The sequence below is a fragment of the Caulobacter sp. GW822-FHT01G02 genome (genome assembly GCF_058802865.1).
On the sequence record NZ_JBXAON010000003.1, the window covers coordinates 266,831 to 286,235 of the forward strand.

Sequence of the window (19,405 nt, forward strand, 5' to 3'; positions counted from 1 at the left end):
GAACAAGGACCGGCCCTACAGGAAACACCATGACCGACGACGCCTCGCCCCTGGTTCCCCCCCTGGTTTTGAGCGCCGTCGCCCTGACCCTGCCCTCCTCCGCCGGACCCGTGAACATCCTGCGCGGCGTCGACCTGGTGGTGAACGTCGGCGAGCGCGTGGCCGTGGTCGGTCCGTCGGGCTCGGGCAAGTCGTCGCTGATCGCGGTCGGGGCCGGGCTGGAAGAGCCGACCGCCGGGACGGTGCGCCTGTTCGGCCAGGACCTGGCGACGCTGAGCGAAGATGGCCGGGCCCGCCTGCGGCGCGGTCGGGCGGCGCTGGTGTTCCAGTCCTTCCACCTGCTGCCCAACATGACCGCCGAGGAGAACGTCGCCACCCCGCTGGAGATCGCCGGGACCCGCGACGCTCTCCCGACCGCCCGCGACTGGCTGGGTCGCGTGGGCCTGTCTGGACGCCTGACCCACTATCCGCACCAACTGTCGGGCGGCGAGCAGCAGCGCGTGGCCCTAGCCCGCGCCCTGGCCGCGCGGCCGGCCCTGCTTTTCGCCGACGAGCCGACCGGTAATCTCGATGGCGCGACCGCCGCCTCGGTCGCCGATCTGATGTTCAACCTGGTCGCCGAGGTCGGGGCCGCCCTGGTCATGGTCACCCACGACCCCAGTCTCGCCACCCGCGCCGACCGCATCGTGCGCATGGCCGACGGGCGCATCGCCTCGTGAACCTCCCCCTCTCCTTCCGCCTGGCCGCCCGCGAGCTGCGCTCGGGCGTGCGCGGTTTCCGCATCTTCCTGGCCTGCCTGGCCCTGGGCGTGGCCGCCATCGCCGCCGCCGGCTCGACCGCCGAGGCCTTCCGTCAGGGCCTGGCCAGCCAGGCGCGCGAGATCCTGGGCGGCGACCTGTCATTCTCGGTCGAGAACCGCGACTTCACCGACAAGGAGCGCGCGGCCTTCGACAGGCTGGGCGTCACCACCTACGCCGCCGTGGCGCGGGCCATGGCGCAGGCCCCCAGCGGCGAGCGCCGGCTGGTCAGCCTGCGCGGCGTCGACGCCCGCTTCCCGCTGGCCGGGTCGGTGACCCTGGAGGGCGCGCCGAACCTGGCGACCGCCCTCGCCGACCGCGACGGCCTGGCCGGCGCGGCGGTCGAACCGGCGCTGCTCGACCGCCTGCACCTGAAGATCGGCGACCGGTTCGAGGCCGGCCCGATGACCCTGGTCGTGCGCGCCCGCCTGGTCAGCGAGCCCGACGGCCTGTCGCGCGGCTTCTCGATGGCCCCGCGCGTGCTGGTCCGCGGCGAGGTGCTGGAACGCTCCGGCCTGCTGGCGCCCGGCGGCCTGACGAGCCGCACCGTTCGGGTGGCGCTGAAGCCCAGCGAGGATCCCCGCGCGCTCGGCAAGGCCGTGCAGGCCGCGCTGCCAGACTCCCACCTGCGGGTCCGCGACCGCCTGGACAGCGCGCCGGGCGCGCGGCGGCTGATCGACCAGCTGGAATATTTCCTGGGCTTCATCGGCCTGGCTTCCCTGGTGGCCGGCGGCCTGGGCGTCGCGGGCGCGGTCTCGGCCTATCTGTCGACCCGCGAGCCGGCCATCGCGGTGCTCAAGGCCCTGGGCGCCGAGAGCGGGCTGATCCGCGACCTGCACCTGATCCAGATCGGGGTGCTGGCCCTGCTGGGCGTCGCCATCGGCCTGGCGGTCGGGGCCGTCGCGCCGCTGGTGCTGGGCCAGCTGGCCGGCTCGAGCCTGCCGATCCCGGCGCTGTTCAAGGTCTATCCGTGGCCGCTGGCCAAGGCCGGACTGTTCGGCGTGCTGGCGGCGGCGGCCTTCTCGCTGGTCCCGCTGGCCCGCGCCCGGGTCACGCCGCCCTCGGCCCTGTTCCGCCGCGCGCCCAAGGCCCGCCTGCCGCTCGGCCTGGAGACCCTCGGCGCGGTCGTCGCGGGCGCGGGCCTGGCCGCCCTGGCCGTGGCCACCGCTCCGACCCCGCTGGCCGCGGCGATCATGATCGCCGGCGTCGCCGTCGCCTTTGGCCTGCTGACCGTGCTGGGCCGCTCGGCCGCCTGGCTGGCGGGCAAGGCGCGCGGCCTGACGCGAGGCCCCGTCAAGCTGGGCCTGGCCAACCTGGCGGGTCCGGGCTCGGCGGCGCGGACCGCCAGCCCGGCCATCGGCCTGGGCGTGGCCCTGCTGGCCTGCGTGGTGCTGATCCAGTCGGCGCTGCTGGCCCAGGTCAGCGACGTGGCCCCGCGCACCGCTCCGGCCATGGTCTTCACCGAGATCCCCGGCGACCGCGCGACCGCCTTCGACGCCGCCGTGGCCAGCGTCATCGGCCCGCTGCGCGAGGACGCCTATCTGCGGATGCCGTTCGCCACCGGCCGGATCATCGCCCTGAAGGGCAAGCCGGTCGACGTGAAGACCATCAAGAGTTCCGAGCGCTGGGCCTTCGACAACGACCTCAGCCTGTCGCTGCTGGCGAAGGAGCCGAGGAACGCCGGCGTGGTCTCCGGCCGCTGGTGGCCCGCCAACGACGCTGGCCCGCCCAAGGTCGCCCTCAGCGCCGAGATCGCCCAGGCGGCGGGCCTCAAGGTCGGCGACACCCTCACCGTCCTGGTGCTGGGCCGCGAGATCGAGGCCAAGGTCGCCGTGCTGCGCAAGATCGACTTCGGCGGCTTCGGCCCCAGCTTCAACCTGATCTTCAACCCCGCCACTCTGGAGGGCGCGGAACTGCGCAGCGTGGCCATCGCCCGCCTGAGCCGCGCGCAGGAAGCGACCCTGACCCGCAAGCTCGGCGAGGTGTTTCCAGGGGTCAATGTGATCAGCGTCCGCGAGCAGCTCGACGCGGCGGCGGCCCTGTTCGACCGCCTGGCGCTGGCCGTGCGCGGCGCGGCGGCGGTCGCCGGCCTCGCGGGCCTGCTGGTGCTGGCCGGAGCCATCGCCGCCGGGGCGCGGGCCCGGGCTCGCGAGGCCGCGACGCTGAAGGTGCTGGGCGCCACCCGAACCCAGATCCTGGTCGCCTATGTCATCGAATATGGCGCGGTGGGCCTGATCGCCGGCGCGGCCGGCGTCGCGTTCGGCTTCGCCGCCGCCTGGCCGGTGGTGGTCAAGGTGTTCGAGGCCAGCTGGAGCGTCGATTGGAGCGGGGTGCTGGCGCTGCTGGCCGGCGCGACGGGCCTGGCGACCCTGGGCGGGCTGATCGCCGCCAGCCTGGCGCTGTCGCAACGTCCCGCGCCCGTGCTGCGTGGCGACTAGGCGGCGCGGCGCGTCCCGAAGCCACCGAGGCGGAAGCGTCCAACCAGTTCCATCAGCCGCGCGCCCTCGCCGGCCAGCGCCTCGTCCGCGACGCGCGCCTGGTCGACCATGGCCAGGTTCTCCTGGGTGAAGCGCTCGATCGCGGCGACCTCGGCGTTGACCGCCGAAAGGTCCTGGGCCTGCTCGCGGACCGACGCGGCGATGCGAGTGGCGGCGGCGTCGATGCCGGCCATCCGTCCGGCCACGCCATGCAGGGCCGCGCCGGTGCGCTCGACTTGCGCCACGCCGGCCTCGACCCGGGTGTTGGACTGGACGATCAGGCTCTTGATCTGCTTGGCCGAGTCCGCCGAGCGCTGGGCGAGAGCCCGGACCTCCTGGGCCACGACCGCGAAGCCGCGGCCGGCCTCGCCCGCGCGCGCGGCCTCGACGCCCGCGTTCAGCGCCAGCAGATTGGTCTGGAAGGCGATCTCGTCGATCAGGCCGACGATGTCGCCGATCTGGCGCGAGGAGACGTCGATGTCGTCCATGGTGCGGGCGGCCTCGGCGACCACGCCGCCGCCCTCGTCGGCCTCGCCGCGCGCGGAGGCGACCAGGCGGCGGGTTTCATCCGCCCCGGCGGCGGCCTCGCCCATGGCCCCGGTCACGGCGTTCAGCGAGCCGGACGCCCGCTCCAGCCCCTGGGCCTGACGCTCGGTGCGGCGGGCCAGTTCGGTCGAGGAGCGGCTCAGCGTGTCGCTGGCCGCGCCGATCGCGTCGGCGGCCTGGGCGATCTCGCCGATCGCCTGCTCCAGGCTCTGGACGGCGGTGTTGAAGTCGGCGCGCAGCGGCTCGTAAACCGGCGCGAACGGACCGGCGATGCGGCGCGAGAGATCGCCCTCGGCCACGGCGGCCAGGGCCTCGCCGACCTGGCGGACCACGGCGGTCTGCTCGTCGATCGACAGGGTCAGGGCGGCGGCGCGGTCGCGGTCGGCGTCGGCGGCGCGGCGCAGGGCGTCCTGCTGGTCGCGCAGGGCCTGAGCCTTGGCCAGCTCCGCGCGCAGGGTCTCCAGGGCCCGGGCGATGGCTCCGATCTCGTCGGCGCGGTCGGTCTCGGCCACGGCCTGATCATAGCGATGCTCGGCCAGCTCGCCGACCGCCGCGCGCAGGCCCAGCAGCGGCCTGGCGATCAGTTTGCGCGAGGCGATGGCCAGCACCGACAGAGCGGCGGCCAGCAGCACCAGGCCGCCGATCGCCAGGCCCAGGGCCAGCTTGCGCGCCGGGGCCAGCAGGGCCGCCTCGCTCACATCGGCCACCACCGCCCAGGTCGCGCCCGAGGCCAGCTTGACCGGGGCCACCAGGCGCTGGGCCTTGTGGCCATTGAGTTTCACACCTTGGATCAGGGCCGGCTTGCCCTCGGCCATCACGCGCTTGACCACGTCGAGGCCCGGATCGGCATAGGCCTTCATCCGCAACGCCGCGTCGGGGTGCGAGACCCATACGCCGCCGGGCGAGACCAGCATGGCGCGGCCATCGTCGAAGGGCTTGAGGGCGTTGAGGCGGCTGGCGATGTCGCCCAAGGCGAGGTCGGCGCCCATGACGCCCACGGTCCTGCCGGCCGCGACCACCGGGTAGGTGATCGAGGTCATCAGCACCTGCTTCTGCGCGCCGCCGTCGGCGACATTGTCGGAATAGGGCTCCAGGATCGCCGGCTTGCCGCTGGTGAAGCTGGTGGTGAAGAAGGCCTCGTTGAACTCGCCATCCTCACCTTGTTCAGCGGTCAGGGTTTCGCCGTCGCGCACCCAGTAGCCGACGAAGCGGCCCAACGGGGTCGAGCCCAGCTCGGCCTTGCCGGCCACGGCGGCGTCGTCGCCCAGGGCGTCGGGCTCGAACATCAGCCAGCCGCCCAGCATCCCCTTGGACGCGGTGGCGATCGGCTTCAGTTGAGCCATGTAGACGGCGCGGTCGCGCTGGCCGGCGGCGTAGGTGGCCGAGAACAGGCCGGCGGCGGAACGGACCACCGCGTCGGCGTCGTCGAGGTCGTTCTTGACCCCCATGGCGGTCTCGCTGGTCAGGCTGGCGGCGTAGCGCTCGGCCAGGGTCCGCACGGCCTGGCCGCTGCCGACGCTGATCAACAGCGAGGCGACCAGGAGCAAGCCGCCCAGGGCGGCGCCGCCCGCGGCCATCAGCTTTCCCGCCAGAGACAACCGCTTGAACGCTCCGGTCATCCTACGCACTCCCGACTCGACTAGGGAGCGAGAAGAGGAGCTAAACCTTGCCGAACGCTGAACGCGCGACCATCGTTCGCCCGCCACGTTATCCATAATGAGGAAGCGCCCGATGCTCGTCGTCCATCACCTCAACAATTCGCGCAGCCAGCGCGTGCTCTGGCTGCTTGAGGAGCTGGGCGTTCCGTACGAGGTCAAGCGCTACGAGCGCGACGCCAAGACCATGCTGGCGCCGCCGGAGCTGCGGGCGATCCACCCGCTGGGCAAGTCGCCGGTCATCACCGACGACGGCAAGACGATCGCCGAGACCGGGGCGATCGTGGAGTACATCATCGAGACCTACGGCCAGGGCCGCCTGATCCCGGCCGCCGGCGGTCCCGAGCGGCTGCGCTATACCTACTGGCTGCACTATGCCGAGGGCTCGGCCATGACGCCCCTGCTGCTGAAGCTGGTCTTCACCGCCCTGCCGGAGCGCGCGCCGGGCCTGCTGAAGGGCCTGGTCAGGTCGATCTCCAGCAAGGCCCAGCAGGGCTTCGTCGACCCGCAGCTCAAGGCGCATGTCGACTATTGGGAGGCCGAGCTGACCAAGACGCCATGGTTCGCCGGCGCCGAGTTCACCGCCGCCGACATCATGATGAGCTTTCCGCTGGAGGTCGGCGCGGCGCGGGCCGGGGCGGGCGACCGCCCGCACGTGAAGGCCTTCCTGGCCAAGATCCACGCCCGCCCCGCCTATCAGCGCGCGCTGGAGAAGGGCGGGCCCTACGCCTACGCGTAAGGGGCCGGGCCAGGGCGTTTCCAAAGGCGAGGAAGCGGTTGCTGAACTTCCAGCGGTTTGATAGCTCAACCCTAGGGGAGTGCTCTTCATGTCGCCTATGCGTTCGGTTGTCGTTCTGGCCGCGGCTCTGGCCTTGTCCGCTTGCGCCGGTGGCGGTAGCGGCGGTTCTCCGCCCGTCACCCCACCCGTCACGCCCCCGCCCGCGACCCCGCCCAAGGCGCCGACGCCGCCGGCCACGCCCTATTCATCGAACTGCGCCACGACGCCGAACGCGCTGACCTGCTCGAAAGGCGGCATCGGGACGGGCGAGTTCAATATCCAGCAGATGCAGGCAGACCAGGGCGGCTTCAAGTTCACCTTTGCCGTCCTGAACAACCTCAAGACCCCTCAGACCGACGACGACCGGTACGTACTGGCCAACGACGCGGGCGCGGGGATCATCTATCGCTACTACGAAACGCCGCTGGCCAAGATCGACGGTCTGGGCCGGATCCGGGTCGGGGCCAACTACGGCCGTGACGGGGTCACCGGAGGAAGCTTGCCGGGTGACGGGACCACCCTGACCCTCTACGACATCACCAACGTGCTGCAGGGCGGCCTGGACTATGTCCAGCTGGGCAGCCTGGCGACGCCCGGCGCCACCGGTGCGCCGGCCTATTTCGCCATGGGTCAGAGCTTCCAGCAGCCGCGCCTGCCGACCACGGGAACGGCAAAGTTCGACGGCGGCGCGCGCGGGTCCTACGTCACCGGCGCTGGCCCGGTGTATTCGACCCTCAGCGACCTCACCCTGACCGCCGACTTCGCCAAGGCTTCGGTCAGCGGATCGGCGTCGAACTTCTACGTCGTCGATTCCGCCGGGGCGGCGGCCTTCGCGCCCAAGGAGCTGAACTTCAACTTCTCCGCCGCGATCGAGACCAGCGCGGTCTGGGGCCCACGATTCGATGGGACGGCCACGGGGACGAACGCCACGGGGACCGTCAGCGGCGCCTTCTACGGCGAACGCAACCAGGCGCCGGCCGAGATCGGCATGAACTACAAGCTGACGGACACCTCTGGCGGCACGCTGGTGGGCGCGGGCGGCCTCAAGCGCAACCCGTGATCCCAGCTGCCTGGCCGGCGATCACGCTGGCCGTCGCGACGCCGGCCGCCGCCCAGGCCAGCGACCCGCCGCTGACGACGGGCGAGGCCAACCGCGCCTTCGCCGACACCCTGGTGCGCGACCTGCGGGCCGGCGACCACGCCGCGGCCCTGGCCCTGATCGAGGCCCGTCCGGACATCGCCGCCACCCCGGCCGGCGTTCGCCTGCGCGCCGAGCTCCTGGCCAGGCTGGGCCGCCAGCCCGAGGCCATCGCCCTGCTGGAAAGTCACCTCACCCAGGACGACAAGGACGCCCTGGCCCGATTCCAGCTGGGCGAGCTGCACTTCGCCGCCCGCCGCGACCGAGCCGCCGCGCTGGCCTATCGCCTGGCGCTGGCGGGCGCGCTGGACACGCCCCGCCGATCCATCGTCGCCGCCCGCCTTTCGGAGATCGAGGCCCGCCGCGATCTGCGCCTGTCGTTCTCGGCCTCGATCGCGCCCGACAGCAACATCAACGGCGCGACCAACGCCACGTCGGTGGAGCTGTTCGGCCTGCCCTTCACCCTCTCCGACGAGGCGCGCCGCCAGGGCGGCGTCTCGGCCAGCGCCGGCGCTTCGATCGAGCGTCGCTGGCGTCTGTCGCGCCGCCTGGCGCTCGGGGCCCGCAGCTCGCTGTTCGTGACCGACGCGCCAGGCCGGACGTTCGACCAATCGCAATGGTCGATCGAGGCCGGTCCCGAACTGCGCGTCAACGACCATCTGCGCCTGGACCTGGCGGCGACCTATCGCGACATCCGCTTCGGCGGCGCGCCCCTCGAAGCCTGGACCGGCCTGCGGACGACGCTTGAGGCCTATTCCCGCCAGGATCTGCGTTGGGACGGCGCGGCGCACCTGGACCATATCGACAGCCGCCGGGGCCCGGCCTTCGACGGCTGGAGTTATGGCGCACAGGCCAGCCGGACGCGCTTCCTCGGCCCCTCGGCGCTCTGGCGCGCGAGCCTGGCGATAGACACGCACGACCTGACGGACGCGTCGTCAAGCTATGCCGAAGCGCGCCTGGCGGCCGGCCGGCTGCTCCCGCTACCCTTCTCGACCCTGGCCTTCATCGAGCCCTATGCCCAGGCCCGGCGGTTCGGCGACCGCTCGGCGCTGTTCGGCGTTCGCCGCCGCGACCGGGAATACGGCGTGTCGGCCCGCGTTTCGCGGCGCGACCTGCTGGTGTTCGGCGCTTTTCCTTTCGTCCAGGTCTCGGTCTCGCGCGCGGCCTCGAACGTGGCCCTGGGCCGCTACGCCCGTCAGCGCGTCGAGTTCGGATTCACCCGCGACTTCTGAACGCCAAGTCCGTCGAGACGCGCTTGGCGTCAAGCGCCGCCGCCCCCCTTGCGTCTACCGAGTTGGGCGCCTATCCTCCCAGCCCCCGGTTGTGAGCGCCCTCGACCGGAAGAATTTCCTCCCAAAGGCGTCCGAGCTAAAATCCGCAATGGAAAAAGTGCCGATGACCGTCGGTGGGTATCAAACCCTCGACGAAGAACTGAAGCGTTTGAAGACCATCGAACGACCGTCCGTGATCGCCGCGATCGCAGAGGCGCGCTCGCATGGCGACCTGTCGGAAAACGCCGAGTATCACGCGGCAAAGGAGCGTCAGGGCTGGATCGAAGGCCAGATCGCCGAGATCGAGGACAAGATCGCGCGCGCTCAGGTGATCGACGTGTCGAAACTGTCGGGAAAGCAGGTGAAGTTCGGCGCCACCGTGTCGGTGGTCGACGAGGACACCGAGGACGAGGCCCGCTACCAGATCGTCGGCGAGCACGAGGCCGACGTGAAGTCGGGCCGGATCTCGGTGTCGTCGCCGCTGTCGCGCGCGATGATCGGCAAGGAAGTCGGCGAGGTGGTCGAGGTCAACACGCCCGGCGGCACCAAGGCCTACGAGATCCTCAAGGTGGAGTGGCTGTAAGGCGGTTCGCCGCCCCAGCCGCGCCATAAATCGAGTACAATGAAGCGAGGCTGCCCAACGGGCCTGCCGTATGGCAGGCCCGAGTTCTGTTAGTTGAGAGCGCGATGGCCGCCGAAACCGGCCGCCACTTTCGGCTATCGCGCTCTTGGAGCGGCCTCGTTTCGTTTGCGTGTTCCCGGGGACGCCACTTGGCCGAAACGCCGAAACATCCCTTGAAAGTGTGGGCCGTGTCCGACGGCCGCGCCGGCATCGAGGCCCAGGTCGTGGGCCTGTCGGAGGCGATCGCGCGTCTGGTCCCTTGCGAGGTCACCGTCAAGCGCGTGGGCTGGACCGGCGCCATCGGCCGCCTGCCGTGGTGGCTGAACCTCTTGCCCAAGCGCTGGCTGACGCCAGAAAGCGGCATCCCCCGGAACAAGGATGACGACTGGCCCGACCTGTGGATCGCCGCCGGCCGCGCCACCCTGCCGCTCTCCATCCGCGCCAAGCGCTGGTCCGGCGGCAAGACCTTCGTGGTCCAGATCCAGGACCCGCGCGTGCCGGCCACCATGTTCGACCTGGTGATCCCGCCCAAGCACGACCGCCTGACCGGCGACAACATCCTGCCGATCACCGGCTCGCCGCATCGCGTGACGCCCAAGCGGCTCGAGACCGAGTACGCGGCCTTCGCCGAGGTCATCGATCCCCTGCCCCGGCCGCGCGTGGCGGTGCTGATCGGCGGCAAGTCCAAGGCCTTCGACCTCTCCAGCGAGCGCGCGGCCCAGATCGCCCATTCGATCCAGATCCCGCTGGAGCAGGAGGGCGGCTCGCTGCTGATGACCTTCTCGCGGCGCACGCCCGAGCCGGCCCGCGCCCTGATGACCGCGCGCCTGCGCCACCTGCCGGGCGTGATCTGGGATGGGGAAGGTCCGAACCCCTATTTCGCCTTCCTGGCCGCCGCCGACTACATCCTCGTCACCGAGGACTCGACCAACATGGCCACCGAGGCGGCCTCGACCGGCAAGCCGGTGTTCGTGCTGAAGATGGACGGCTCCAGCCTGAAGTTCCGCATGTTCCACGAGGAGCTGGAAAGCCAGGGCGCGGCGCGGCCCTACGGCGGCGCGTTCCACGGCTGGACCTATGCGCCGGTCAACGAGACCGACCGCGCGGCGCGCGAAGTGCTGGCGCGGATCGGGGTGGAGATCCCGGAGCCGCAGGTCGAGGTCGCGGTCGTCGAGGAGGCTCCCAAGCGGAAGCGGAAGCCTCGGGCGAAGACGGTCGAGGCGGTCGCGGAAACGCCCGCCGAGAAACCCGCGCCGAAGCCGCGGAAGCCTCGCGCGACAAAAGCGAAAGCCTGATTTTTGCCGCTTGCGAGCGCGCGAATGTTCGCTTTATGTTCGCGCGATGATTGAGCCGCCGATATCCCGCCCAGGCAAGGCGGCGCGAAACGAATAGCGCAAGGCGCTGGCGGCGACCTGCAATGCAGCGGCCATCGCGTTTCTGGGCTCGTCGCTCCTTCAGCCTTTGGTTTCCGGCCATTCCAATCTGCTGCTGGTGGCCGGAGCATTGTTGGCCTTCGTTGCCCTGCAAGGAGCCTTGCACTACATTCTTTTCCGCGTGGAGGACTGAATGGCCCCCATCTTTCAATCAATGCTGATCTGTCTCGTGTTCATCGCCTCGGCGTTTGGCGTTCACTGGTTCTTCATGCGTGACTACAATCGCGAGAAGAAGCAGCGCGACCGGGCGTGATAGAGCCCGCGCTGTCCTACGGTCGGCGGTCAACGCCGTGACCCGCATCCTCTTCGTCTGCGCGGCCGGCCCCAGCGTCGGCGGCGGCCACGTGATGCGGTCCCTGACCCTGGCGCGGGCCCTCGAGGCGCGCGGCGCGACCTGCGCCTTCCTGGCCTCGCCCGAAGTCGCCACGGTGCTGGACGCCTTCGCGCCGGACATGGCCCGGGCCAAGACCGATGACGGCTTCGACGCCCTGGTCTTCGACAGCTACGCCCTGACCGCCACCGACCACCGCGCGGTGGCCAAGGGCCGCCCGACCCTGGTCATCGACGACCTGGCCGACCGGCCGCTGGCCGCCGATCTGGTCCTGGACTCCGGCCCGGCGCGAACCGCGCGAGACTATGCCGGTCTCGTCCCGCCGACCGCCAGGCTACTGCTCGGCCCCGGCTACGCCCCCGTCCGCCCGGCCTTCGCGGCGCTGCGAGAGGCCGCCCTGGCCCGCCGCGCCCAGCGCCCGCCGGTGAGCCGGATCCTGGTCTCCCTGGGCCTGACCGACGTCGGCGGAATCACCGGCCGCGTCGTCGACCTGCTGCGCCCGATCGTCGGCGCGGTGACGCTGGACATCGTCCTGGGCGGCGGCGCGTCCAGCCTGCCGGCCCTGCGGGCCCTGGCCGCCGACGACCCGCGCCTGGCGCTGCACGTCGACACCCCGCGCATGCCCGAGCTGATCCTGGCCGCCGACCTGGCCATCGGCGCCGGCGGCTCGACGACCTGGGAGCGCTGCGTCCTGGCCCTGCCAACCCTGACCCTGATCCTGGCCGACAACCAGGTCGCGGCGGCCCGCGCGCTGGAGGCGGCCGGCGTCACGACCTGCCTGGCGGTCGAGACGCCGGAGTTCGACGCCGCCTTCGTCGACGCGGCGCGGACCCTGCTGGCCGACGCCGACAAACGCGCGGCCCTGTCGCTCGCCAGCGCCGCCGTGTGCGACGGGATGGGCGCGGAGTGGACGGCCGAGGCTTTCCTGATCCACGCCCTCGCGAAACCCGCCCTCTAGCGAACGGCGTTCAACTCCCCCTATCTTGGCCGTAACCAACGGAGGGGCGACATGGCGCAGAAGAAATCGGTGGTGATCACCGGGGTATCGACCGGCATCGGCTGGGGAGCCGTCAAGGTGCTGATCGGCAAGGGCTTTCACGTCTTTGGCAGCGTCCGGAAACAGGCCGACGCCAACCGGCTGCAGGCTGAGTTCGGCGACGCCTTCACGCCCCTGGTGTTCGACGTCACCGATGGTCCGGGCGTCCGCGCCGGCGCGCGCCAGGTCGAGAGGGCTCTGGCCGGCGCGACCCTGGCGGGCCTGGTCAACAACGCCGGCATCGCCGTGGCCGGCCCGCTGCTGTACCTGCCGATCGACGAATGGCGCCAGCAGCTGGAGGTCAACCTGACCGGGGTGGTCACCGTCACCCAGGCCTTCGCGCCCCTGCTCGGGGCCGGCGGCGCGCAGCCGGCCAAGGAGCCTGGCCGCATCGTCAACATCTCCTCGGTCGGCGGCCGCAACGCCAACCCGTTCATGGCCCCCTACTGCACCAGCAAGTTCGGGCTGGAGGGTCTGTCGGAATCCCTGCGCCGCGAACTCCTGCCCTTCGGCGTCGACGTCGTGGTCGTCGCCCCCGGCGCGGTCGCCACGCCGATCTGGGACAAGGCCGACGAGACCGACACCGCCCGCTACGCCAACACCGTCTACGCTCCCGCCCTGGAGCGCCTACGGTCCTACATGCTGTCGATCGGCAAGTCCGGCCTGCCGCCCGAGACGATCGGCGAGGCCATCCACACGGCCCTGACCGCCACGAAGCCCAAGGTCCGCTACGTCGTCTCGCCGTCGCCGATGCAGGTGCTGATGACCGAAATCCTGCCCAAGCGGACCCTGGACCGGATCACGGGCAAGAGGCTGGGGCTGATCTAACCCACCATCGACCAGTCCAGCGGCTCGCCGCGCGCGATGTCGCGGGTGGCGGTCTTGCCCAGGACGTTGTCCAGTTCGGCGGGCGGCAGGCCGTTGCCGGGGCGGACCGAGCGGATGTTGGCGCGGGAAAGCGGTTCGCCGGCTTTCACGTCTGCGGTGACGTAGAGCGAGCGGCGGAAGAGCAGGCTGCCCTGCTCGGCGCCCAGCACGTCGTAGTGCGCCACGCCTAGCGAGGCCCAGGCGTTCTTGGTGTCGTCGACCAGGGCCTTGAACTCGGCGGGCTCCAGGCTGAAGGCGGCGTCCGGTCCGCCGTCGGCGCGGGCCAGGGTGAAGTGTTTCTCGATCACGCAGGCGCCCAGCGACACCGCCGCCACCGAAGCCGCCGTGCCCGGCGTGTGGTCCGACAGGCCGATCGGGCAGCCGAAGCGGGCGGCCATGTCGGGGACGGTCCGAACATTGGCGTCGGCGAACGTGGCCGGATAGCTCGACACGCAGTGCAGCAGCAGTACGCCCGCCGCCCCGGCGCCCAAAGCGGTGTCCAGCGCCGTCCGCATCTCGGCTAGGTTGGCCATGCCGGTCGAGATGATCAGCGGCTTGCCCTTGGAGGCGGCGTACCGGATCAGCGGCAGGTCGACGGCCTCGAACGAGGCGATCTTGAAGGCCGGGGCGTCCAGGGCGTCGAGCAGATCGACCGCGGTCTCGTCGAACGGGCTGGAGAAGATCGTCACCCCGCGCCGGCGGGCGCGCTCGAAGATGGCCGCGTGCCATTCGAACGGCGTGTGGGCCTCGGCGTAGAGTTCGTAGAGGGTGCGCCCGTCCCACAGGCCGCCCTTGATCCTGAACTCGGGCCGGTCGACGTCCAGCGTGATGGTGTCGGCGGTGTAGCTCTGGATCTTGATGGCGTCGCAGCCGGTGTCGGCGGCGGCGTCGACCATCGAAAGGCAGCGCTCGAGACTGCCGTTGTGATTGCCCGACAGCTCGCAGATCACATACGGCGGATAGTCGGCGCCGATCTTGCGTCCAGCGATTTCGATGAAGGGGGCGGACATGACGGATCACCCGAGAACGTGGTCACCGCCAGTTTAACCCATCAAAAGTGGATGAGGCGTCAATCGATCTGGGGGCGTCTTCGAGTAGCGCCGGAGCGGAATCGCGCCTAGATATCCGCCATGTCCACGACCGCTCCCCGCCAGACCCGCTGCCTGATCATTGGTTCGGGCCCCGCCGGCTACACCGCCGCCATCTATGCCGCCCGCGCGCTGCTGAAGCCCGTGCTGATCGCCGGCATCCAGCCCGGCGGCCAGCTGACCATCACCACCGATGTCGAGAACTATCCGGGCTTCGCCGACGTCATCCAGGGTCCCTGGCTGATGGACCAGATGCGCGCCCAGGCCGAGCATGTCGGGACCGAGTTGGTCAACGACATCGTCACCTCGGTGGACCTGTCCAAGCGCCCGTTCATGGTGAAGACCGACAGCGGCCAGGACTGGATCGCCGAGACGATCATCATCGCCACCGGCGCCCAGGCCAAGTGGCTGGGCCTGGAAAGCGAGAGCAGGTTCCAGGGCTTCGGCGTTTCGGCCTGCGCCACCTGTGACGGCTTCTTCTATCGGAATAAAGAGGTGATCGTGGTCGGCGGCGGCAACACGGCCGTCGAGGAAGCGCTGTTCCTGACCAGCTTCGCCAGCAAGGTCACCCTGGTCCACCGCAAGGACGAGCTGCGGGCCGAGAAGATCCTGCAGGAGCGCCTGCTGGCCCACCCGAAGATCCAGGTGGTCTGGGACAGCGTCATCGACGAGGTCACCGGCCAGACCGACCCGATGGGCGTCACCGGCGCGCGGCTGAAGAACATCAAGACCGGCGAGACCACCGAGGTCGCCGCCGACGGCGTGTTCATCGCCATCGGCCACGCCCCGTCGTCGGAGCTGTTCGCCGGCCAGCTGGAGGTTGGTCCCGGCGGCTATCTGAAGGTCAAGCCCGGCAGCGCCTCGACCGCGATCGAGGGCGTCTACGCCGCCGGCGACGTGACCGACGACGTCTACCGCCAGGCGGTGACCGCGGCCGGCATGGGCTGCATGGCCGCTCTGGAGGCCGTCCGCTTCCTGGCCGAGGAAGACCACAAGGCCGCGCACCATCCGATCAGCCATCAAGAGGCGAACAAGATCGGGGTTTGGTGAGGGCGTTATCAAATCCTCCCCCTAGCGGGGGAGGTGTCGGCTCATAGAGACGACGGAGGGGGAAGTCCCGCGAGCTTGCCCCCTCCCCCTCCGGTCGCTACGCGACCACCTCCCCCGCTGGGGGGAGGATTTAATTCAGCGGATTGAGCAGACTCGGCGGCCGTGACTTCGGTTTCGGCGGCGGCGGCGGCGGCGTGGGCGGAGCGGCGACCACCGCCGGCGTCGGCTCGCTGACCGCTTCCAGCGCCTTGTTGATCCGGGCGATCTCGTCGGCGGTCGGGATCCGCCGCCCCGCCACCGTGCCCTGCATCGTGAGGCGTTCGCCGGTCGGCGAGGTCTCGTCCGGCACGCTGACCAGCTTGGCGTCGGGCAGGGCCAGGTTCGAGACCCCCAGCATCTGGGCCATGGCGCCCGTCTCCACCGGGCTGGCCGGCGTGTTCTGGGCGGCCAGGATCTCGGGCGTCGCGGCCTCCAGGGTGCGCGGGTCGGCGGCCATCAGGATGTCGGCGCTGACCGTCTCGTTGCCGGAATAGCGGCCGCTGAAGGCCTTCAGCGTCCCGGCCGGACCGGTCCAGCGATAGAAGATGTGCTGGCCGAACTGCTTCAGCTTGACCAGGGTCGGCGCCCAGTACGGCGAGACATAGTCGGCGTGGTAGTGCGTCGCCACGCCCACCGGCTTGAACACGAAACCCTTCAGGGCGCGCCGCGCCACCGCCTCGGCGTTGGCCCAGATCACGGGGACGGGCTCGCGCGCCAGCGAGCCGTCGCAGGCGAAGCTGAACTGACAGCCGGTGGCCCGCGCCGCGCCCTCGTAGATCACCCCGCAGATCGACTTCGGATAGCCCGGGTGGCGCATGCGGTTGATCACGGTCTGGGCCACGGCCATCTGGCCCTCGCCCGGCTCGAACCCGGCTTCGTAATAGACCGCCTGGGTCAGGCAGTTCAGCGCCTTGGCGCGGGCCTCGGCGCCACCCGTCAGCACGAACGGCCTGGCGGCCTCCAGGGCCTCCGGAACCGCCGGACGCAGGGCGTTGATCACCCGCGCCTCGTCGAAGTCCGGAGCCCGGTCGCCCAGGCGCGGGATGTCCTTCAGATCGATGACCTCCCAGCCCTCGACGCGGCCCCAATAGTCCTGGTGCGGGCGGGGATCATGACGCTTGGCCAGGGCCAGCATGGCGGGGTCGAAGTCCGCGACATAGTGGCGCAGAGCGCGCTCGGTGAAACTGCCCGTCACCCGCATCAGGCCGGCCTCGCCCCCGGATCCGGACGGCACGTAATAGGTCGCGCACGCGGAAAGGCCGCCGACAACCAGCACGGTCGCGGCGGCCTTCCAGGCTAGAGGCGCTGTCAGGGTCCCCACCCCGTCCCCGGTCAGCTTACTTGCCGCCCAGGGTGGAGCGGATCATCCAGGCGTGTTTCTCGTGGGCCTGAAGGCGCTGGGTCAGGAGGTCGGCCGTGGCCTCGTCGCCGGCGTCGTCGGCGGTCGGGAAGCTGTCGCGCAGGGTGCGGATCACCGTCTCGTTGTCGGCCAAAAGCTCCTTCAGCATGGCTTCCCACTCGTTTTCGGGATTGCCGTCCTTGATGCTGGAGAGATTGCCGAACGCGCCGTAGCCCTGCGGAGCCAGCTCGCCCAGGGCGCGAATGCGTTCGGCGATGTCGTCCAGCGCCGCCCATTCCTCCTGGTACTGACCTTCGAGCAGGACGTGCAGGGACTGGAAGTTGGGACCGCGAACATTCCAGTGATAGCCGTGCGTCTTCAGATAGAGCGCGTAGCTATCGGCCAGGACCTTGTTCAGCGAAGCGGCGATGTCGGCGCGCTGCTTGGCGCTCAGTCCGGTGTTCAGGGTGTCGGCCATCACTGATCTCCCGTGTTGCGTGCTCTAGGTAAGCGTGTCCATGCTCATGGCAAGACATCTTTGCGGGGAGCGAAGGTGGAGAAGAGAGACGCCCCGAACTTGGCTTCCGACGAGCACCGTCGAATCCATACTCTAGTTAGCGCTTGGCTCATCCCTCCGGTTCCACCGCCGGCGTGGCGATGTGTCGTCGCCGCGCTGATCGGCGTGACCATGGCCGTGCTGATGCGCATCGCGCTGCTGGGCCTGCACGGCGGCGTCGGCGCCACCCAGCCCTTCTTTCCGCCGATCATGCTGGTGACGCTGTACGCCGGCTGGCGCTGGGGTCTGATCCCGGTGGCCGCCGGCGCGGCCTTCGCCGCGTGGCTGTGGAGCGACCAGGGCGCCGTGCCGATGTCCGAGGACGAGCTGGCCACCATGGTCATCTATCTGCTCTGCGCGGTCATGGTGCTGGTCGCCGCCGAGGGCCTGCGCGGGGCGATGCGCGGCCTGGCCCAGGCGCGGGAGGAGCGCGCCGAGGCCGAGGCCCGGCTGCGCGTCACCCAGACCGCGGCGGGCGTGGGTCCCTGGGACTACGACCTGCTGACCGGCGCGGTCCACATGTCGCTGGCGGCCCGGCGGGGCATGGGCGTTCCGGACGACGCGGTGATCCGCCTGGACGACATCCCCCGCTACATCCACCCCGACGACCGCGCCATGATCCAGACGCACGTGCGGCGGGCCCTGAAGGACTTCGGGGACTACGAGGTCGAGTATCGCCTGGCCGACACCAGCCAGGGCGAGCGCTGGATCCACGCCCGCGGCGAGGTGGTCCGCGACGAGGACGGCAAGCCGATCCGCATGATCGGCCTGAACTTCGACGTCACCACCCGCCGCCGCGCCGAGGAGAGCGTGCGCGAAAGCGAGGCGCGCTTCCGCACGCTGGCCGACAGCGCCCCAGCCCTGATGTGGGTCACGCGCCCCGGCGGCGTCCGCGAGTTCGTCAACAAGACCTATGTCGAGTTCGCCGGCCTGGACTACGAGGCGGCGCTGACCCTGGACTGGCGCACGCGTCTCTATCCCGACGACCTGCCCGACATCCTCAAGGCCCAGGCCCAGGGCGAGGCCTCGCGCAAGCCGTTCCAGCTGGAGGGGCGCTATCGCCGGGCCGACGGCGAATGGCGCTGGCTGAAGTCGTTCTCGCGACCGCGTTTCGATGCGAGCGGCGACTTCGTCGGCTTCATCGGCATCGCCTTCGACACCACCGAAGCCAAGCAGGCCGAGGCCAAGCTGACCGGGATCAACGAGCTTCTGGAAGAGCGCGTCGCGGCGGCCGTGGCCCAGCGCGACGCGGCCCAGGCCGCCCTGCTGCAGTCGCAGAAGCTGGAAGCCATCGGCCAGCTGACCGGCGGAGTGGCCCACGACTTCAACAACCTGCTGACCGTGATCATCGGGGCCCTGGACGTGGTCGAACGCCACCCCGACGACGAACGCCGGCGCGCGCGGATGGTCGGCGCCGCCCTCGCCGCCGCCAAGCGGGGCGAGAAGTTGACCCAGCACCTCCTGGCCTTCGCCCGCCGCCAGCCGCTGAAGCCCGAGGTCTGCCGCGTCGACCGGCTGATCGCCGAGTCCGAGGGCCTGCTCAAGCGCGCCCTGGGCGACGCCTACACCTTCAACCTGCGCCTGGGCGGCGGTGTCCGCTCGGCCAGGATCGACGCCGGCCAGTTCGAGGCGGCCCTGCTGAACTTGGTCGTCAACGCCCGCGACGCCACCCCGCCGGGCGGCGAGGTCACCATCGAGAGCCGCCCCGTCACCCTCACCCGCAAGCAGGGCGAGCTGGAGCCCGGCCAGTACCTGCGCGTGGCCGTGCGCGACACCGGCATGGGCATGGACGCGGCCACCATCGCCCGCGCGGTCGAGCCGTTCTTCACCACCAAGGCGCCCGGCGAGGGCACCGGGCTGGGGCTGTCCCAGGTCTACGGCTTCGCGCGGCAGTCGGGCGGCTCGGTCGACATCGAGAGCAAGCTCGGCCAGGGCGCCAGCGTGGCCCTGCTGCTGCCCATCGATGAGGGCGCGCCGGTCGCCGACGCCACGCCCGCCGTGGACCACGTCCAGGCCCAGGTCCCCTCGCGCGTGCTGCTGGTCGAGGACGATCCCCAGGTCGCCGAGCTTGTCGACACCATGCTGCGCGACCTGGGCCACTCGGTGGTCCGCGCCGGCGGCGTCGAAGAGGCCCTGACCCGCCTGGCCCAGGACGACGGCATCCAGCTGGTGCTCAGCGACGTGATCATGCCCGGCGGCATGAGCGGCGTCGACCTGGCCGAGACGCTGGCCGCCACCCGTCCGGGCCTGCCTGTCGTGCTGTGCTCGGGCTACACCGGCAGCGACGAGGGCCGGGCGCGAGCGGGCGGCTGGCCCTTCCTGAGCAAGCCGTTCTCCCTGGAGAGTTTAGCGCAGGCGCTGGCCCAGGCGCGGCCGCATTAG

Annotated in this window: 15 protein-coding genes; 11 read left to right on the top strand and 4 right to left on the bottom strand. The window is 70.9% G+C overall.

Going from position 1 to position 19,405, the window contains the following annotated elements; translation table 11 throughout:
* Nucleotides 1-29: 29 nt before the first annotated feature.
* Nucleotides 30-719 (top strand): ABC transporter ATP-binding protein, encoded by a 690-nt coding sequence (locus tag AC1RNC_RS10270; RefSeq protein ID WP_492885919.1) that lies wholly within the window; start codon nt 30-32, stop codon nt 717-719.
* Entirely contained in the window at nt 716-3,235 is a 2,520-nt protein-coding gene (locus AC1RNC_RS10275; RefSeq protein ID WP_492885921.1) for an ABC transporter permease, read from the top strand. Before AC1RNC_RS10270 ends, AC1RNC_RS10275 begins: the two co-directional genes overlap by 4 nt.
* Here AC1RNC_RS10275 and AC1RNC_RS10280 read toward each other — a convergent pair.
* Entirely contained in the window at nt 3,232-5,439 is a 2,208-nt protein-coding gene (locus AC1RNC_RS10280; RefSeq protein ID WP_492885923.1) for a methyl-accepting chemotaxis protein, read from the bottom strand. The two genes, AC1RNC_RS10275 and AC1RNC_RS10280, sit on opposite strands and share 4 nt — an antisense overlap.
* A gap of 112 nt (nt 5,440-5,551) precedes the next feature.
* Here AC1RNC_RS10280 and AC1RNC_RS10285 point away from each other — a divergent pair, with 112 nt between their 5' ends.
* The 7 genes from AC1RNC_RS10285 to AC1RNC_RS10315 all read left to right on the top strand — a co-directional run bounded on the left by AC1RNC_RS10285 (nt 5,552) and on the right by AC1RNC_RS10315 (nt 12,912).
* Nucleotides 5,552-6,214: a glutathione S-transferase family protein gene (locus AC1RNC_RS10285; RefSeq protein WP_492885925.1), complete on the top strand. Its 663-nt coding sequence runs from the start codon at nt 5,552-5,554 to the stop codon at nt 6,212-6,214.
* Between the two features lie 88 nt (nt 6,215-6,302).
* Nucleotides 6,303-7,313 carry a HupA family protein gene (locus AC1RNC_RS10290; RefSeq protein WP_492885927.1) on the top strand — a complete coding sequence of 337 codons (1,011 nt, stop codon included), beginning with the start codon at nt 6,303-6,305 and terminating at the stop codon, nt 7,311-7,313.
* A complete protein-coding gene (locus tag AC1RNC_RS10295; protein WP_492885929.1) occupies nt 7,310-8,623 on the top strand; it encodes a surface lipoprotein assembly modifier in 1,314 nt (437 codons plus the stop codon). Before AC1RNC_RS10290 ends, AC1RNC_RS10295 begins: the two co-directional genes overlap by 4 nt.
* Before the next feature lie 148 nt (nt 8,624-8,771).
* Complete coding sequence (greA, locus tag AC1RNC_RS10300; protein WP_492836952.1) at nt 8,772-9,245, top strand: transcription elongation factor GreA; 474 nt, start codon at nt 8,772-8,774, stop codon at nt 9,243-9,245.
* A 188-nt stretch (nt 9,246-9,433) separates the two neighbouring features.
* Nucleotides 9,434-10,579 carry a mitochondrial fission ELM1 family protein gene (locus AC1RNC_RS10305; RefSeq protein ID WP_492885931.1) on the top strand — a complete coding sequence of 382 codons (1,146 nt, stop codon included), beginning with the start codon at nt 9,434-9,436 and terminating at the stop codon, nt 10,577-10,579.
* A 428-nt stretch (nt 10,580-11,007) separates the two neighbouring features.
* A complete protein-coding gene (pseG, locus tag AC1RNC_RS10310; protein ID WP_492885933.1) occupies nt 11,008-12,006 on the top strand; it encodes a UDP-2,4-diacetamido-2,4,6-trideoxy-beta-L-altropyranose hydrolase in 999 nt (332 codons plus the stop codon).
* Between the two features lie 51 nt (nt 12,007-12,057).
* Nucleotides 12,058-12,912, top strand: a complete 855-nt coding sequence (locus AC1RNC_RS10315; protein ID WP_492885935.1) for an SDR family NAD(P)-dependent oxidoreductase — start codon at nt 12,058-12,060, stop codon at nt 12,910-12,912.
* Here AC1RNC_RS10315 and pseI read toward each other — a convergent pair.
* The gene (pseI, locus tag AC1RNC_RS10320; protein WP_492885937.1) at nt 12,909-13,961 is read right to left on the bottom strand and encodes a pseudaminic acid synthase; all 1,053 of its coding nucleotides are present in this window, start codon (nt 13,959-13,961) and stop codon (nt 12,909-12,911) included. The genes AC1RNC_RS10315 and pseI overlap by 4 nt on opposite strands.
* Before the next feature lie 120 nt (nt 13,962-14,081).
* Here pseI and trxB point away from each other — a divergent pair, with 120 nt between their 5' ends.
* Nucleotides 14,082-15,089 (top strand): thioredoxin-disulfide reductase, encoded by a 1,008-nt coding sequence (trxB, locus tag AC1RNC_RS10325; protein ID WP_492885939.1) that lies wholly within the window; start codon nt 14,082-14,084, stop codon nt 15,087-15,089.
* 130 nt (nt 15,090-15,219) lie between these two features.
* Here trxB and AC1RNC_RS10330 read toward each other — a convergent pair whose 3' ends face one another.
* Together AC1RNC_RS10330 and AC1RNC_RS10335 are read right to left on the bottom strand one after the other, a co-directional pair.
* Nucleotides 15,220-16,449, bottom strand: coding sequence for a cell wall hydrolase (locus tag AC1RNC_RS10330; RefSeq protein WP_492885941.1), 1,230 nt, complete (start codon nt 16,447-16,449; stop codon nt 15,220-15,222).
* Nucleotides 16,450-16,465: 16 nt separating this feature from the next.
* The gene (locus tag AC1RNC_RS10335; protein ID WP_492885943.1) at nt 16,466-16,945 is read right to left on the bottom strand and encodes a Dps family protein; all 480 of its coding nucleotides are present in this window, start codon (nt 16,943-16,945) and stop codon (nt 16,466-16,468) included.
* A gap of 60 nt (nt 16,946-17,005) precedes the next feature.
* On the opposite strand from AC1RNC_RS10335, the gene AC1RNC_RS10340 reads away from it, so the two are divergent.
* On the top strand, nt 17,006-19,405 hold the full coding sequence (locus AC1RNC_RS10340) for a hybrid sensor histidine kinase/response regulator (RefSeq protein WP_492885945.1): 2,400 nt from the start codon (nt 17,006-17,008) through the stop codon (nt 19,403-19,405).

Coding starts and splice junctions, on each gene's coding strand:
- AC1RNC_RS10315 (WP_492885935.1), top strand. CDS start 12,058: ATGGCGCAGAAGAAATCGGTGGTGATCACCGGGGTATCGACCGGCATC.
- AC1RNC_RS10285 (WP_492885925.1), top strand. CDS start 5,552: ATGCTCGTCGTCCATCACCTCAACAATTCGCGCAGCCAGCGCGTGCTC.
- AC1RNC_RS10335 (WP_492885943.1), bottom strand. CDS start 16,945: ATGGCCGACACCCTGAACACCGGACTGAGCGCCAAGCAGCGCGCCGAC.
- pseI (WP_492885937.1), bottom strand. CDS start 13,961: ATGTCCGCCCCCTTCATCGAAATCGCTGGACGCAAGATCGGCGCCGAC.
- trxB (WP_492885939.1), top strand. CDS start 14,082: ATGTCCACGACCGCTCCCCGCCAGACCCGCTGCCTGATCATTGGTTCG.
- AC1RNC_RS10270 (WP_492885919.1), top strand. CDS start 30: ATGACCGACGACGCCTCGCCCCTGGTTCCCCCCCTGGTTTTGAGCGCC.
- AC1RNC_RS10290 (WP_492885927.1), top strand. CDS start 6,303: ATGTCGCCTATGCGTTCGGTTGTCGTTCTGGCCGCGGCTCTGGCCTTG.
- AC1RNC_RS10280 (WP_492885923.1), bottom strand. CDS start 5,439: ATGACCGGAGCGTTCAAGCGGTTGTCTCTGGCGGGAAAGCTGATGGCC.
- greA (WP_492836952.1), top strand. CDS start 8,772: ATGGAAAAAGTGCCGATGACCGTCGGTGGGTATCAAACCCTCGACGAA.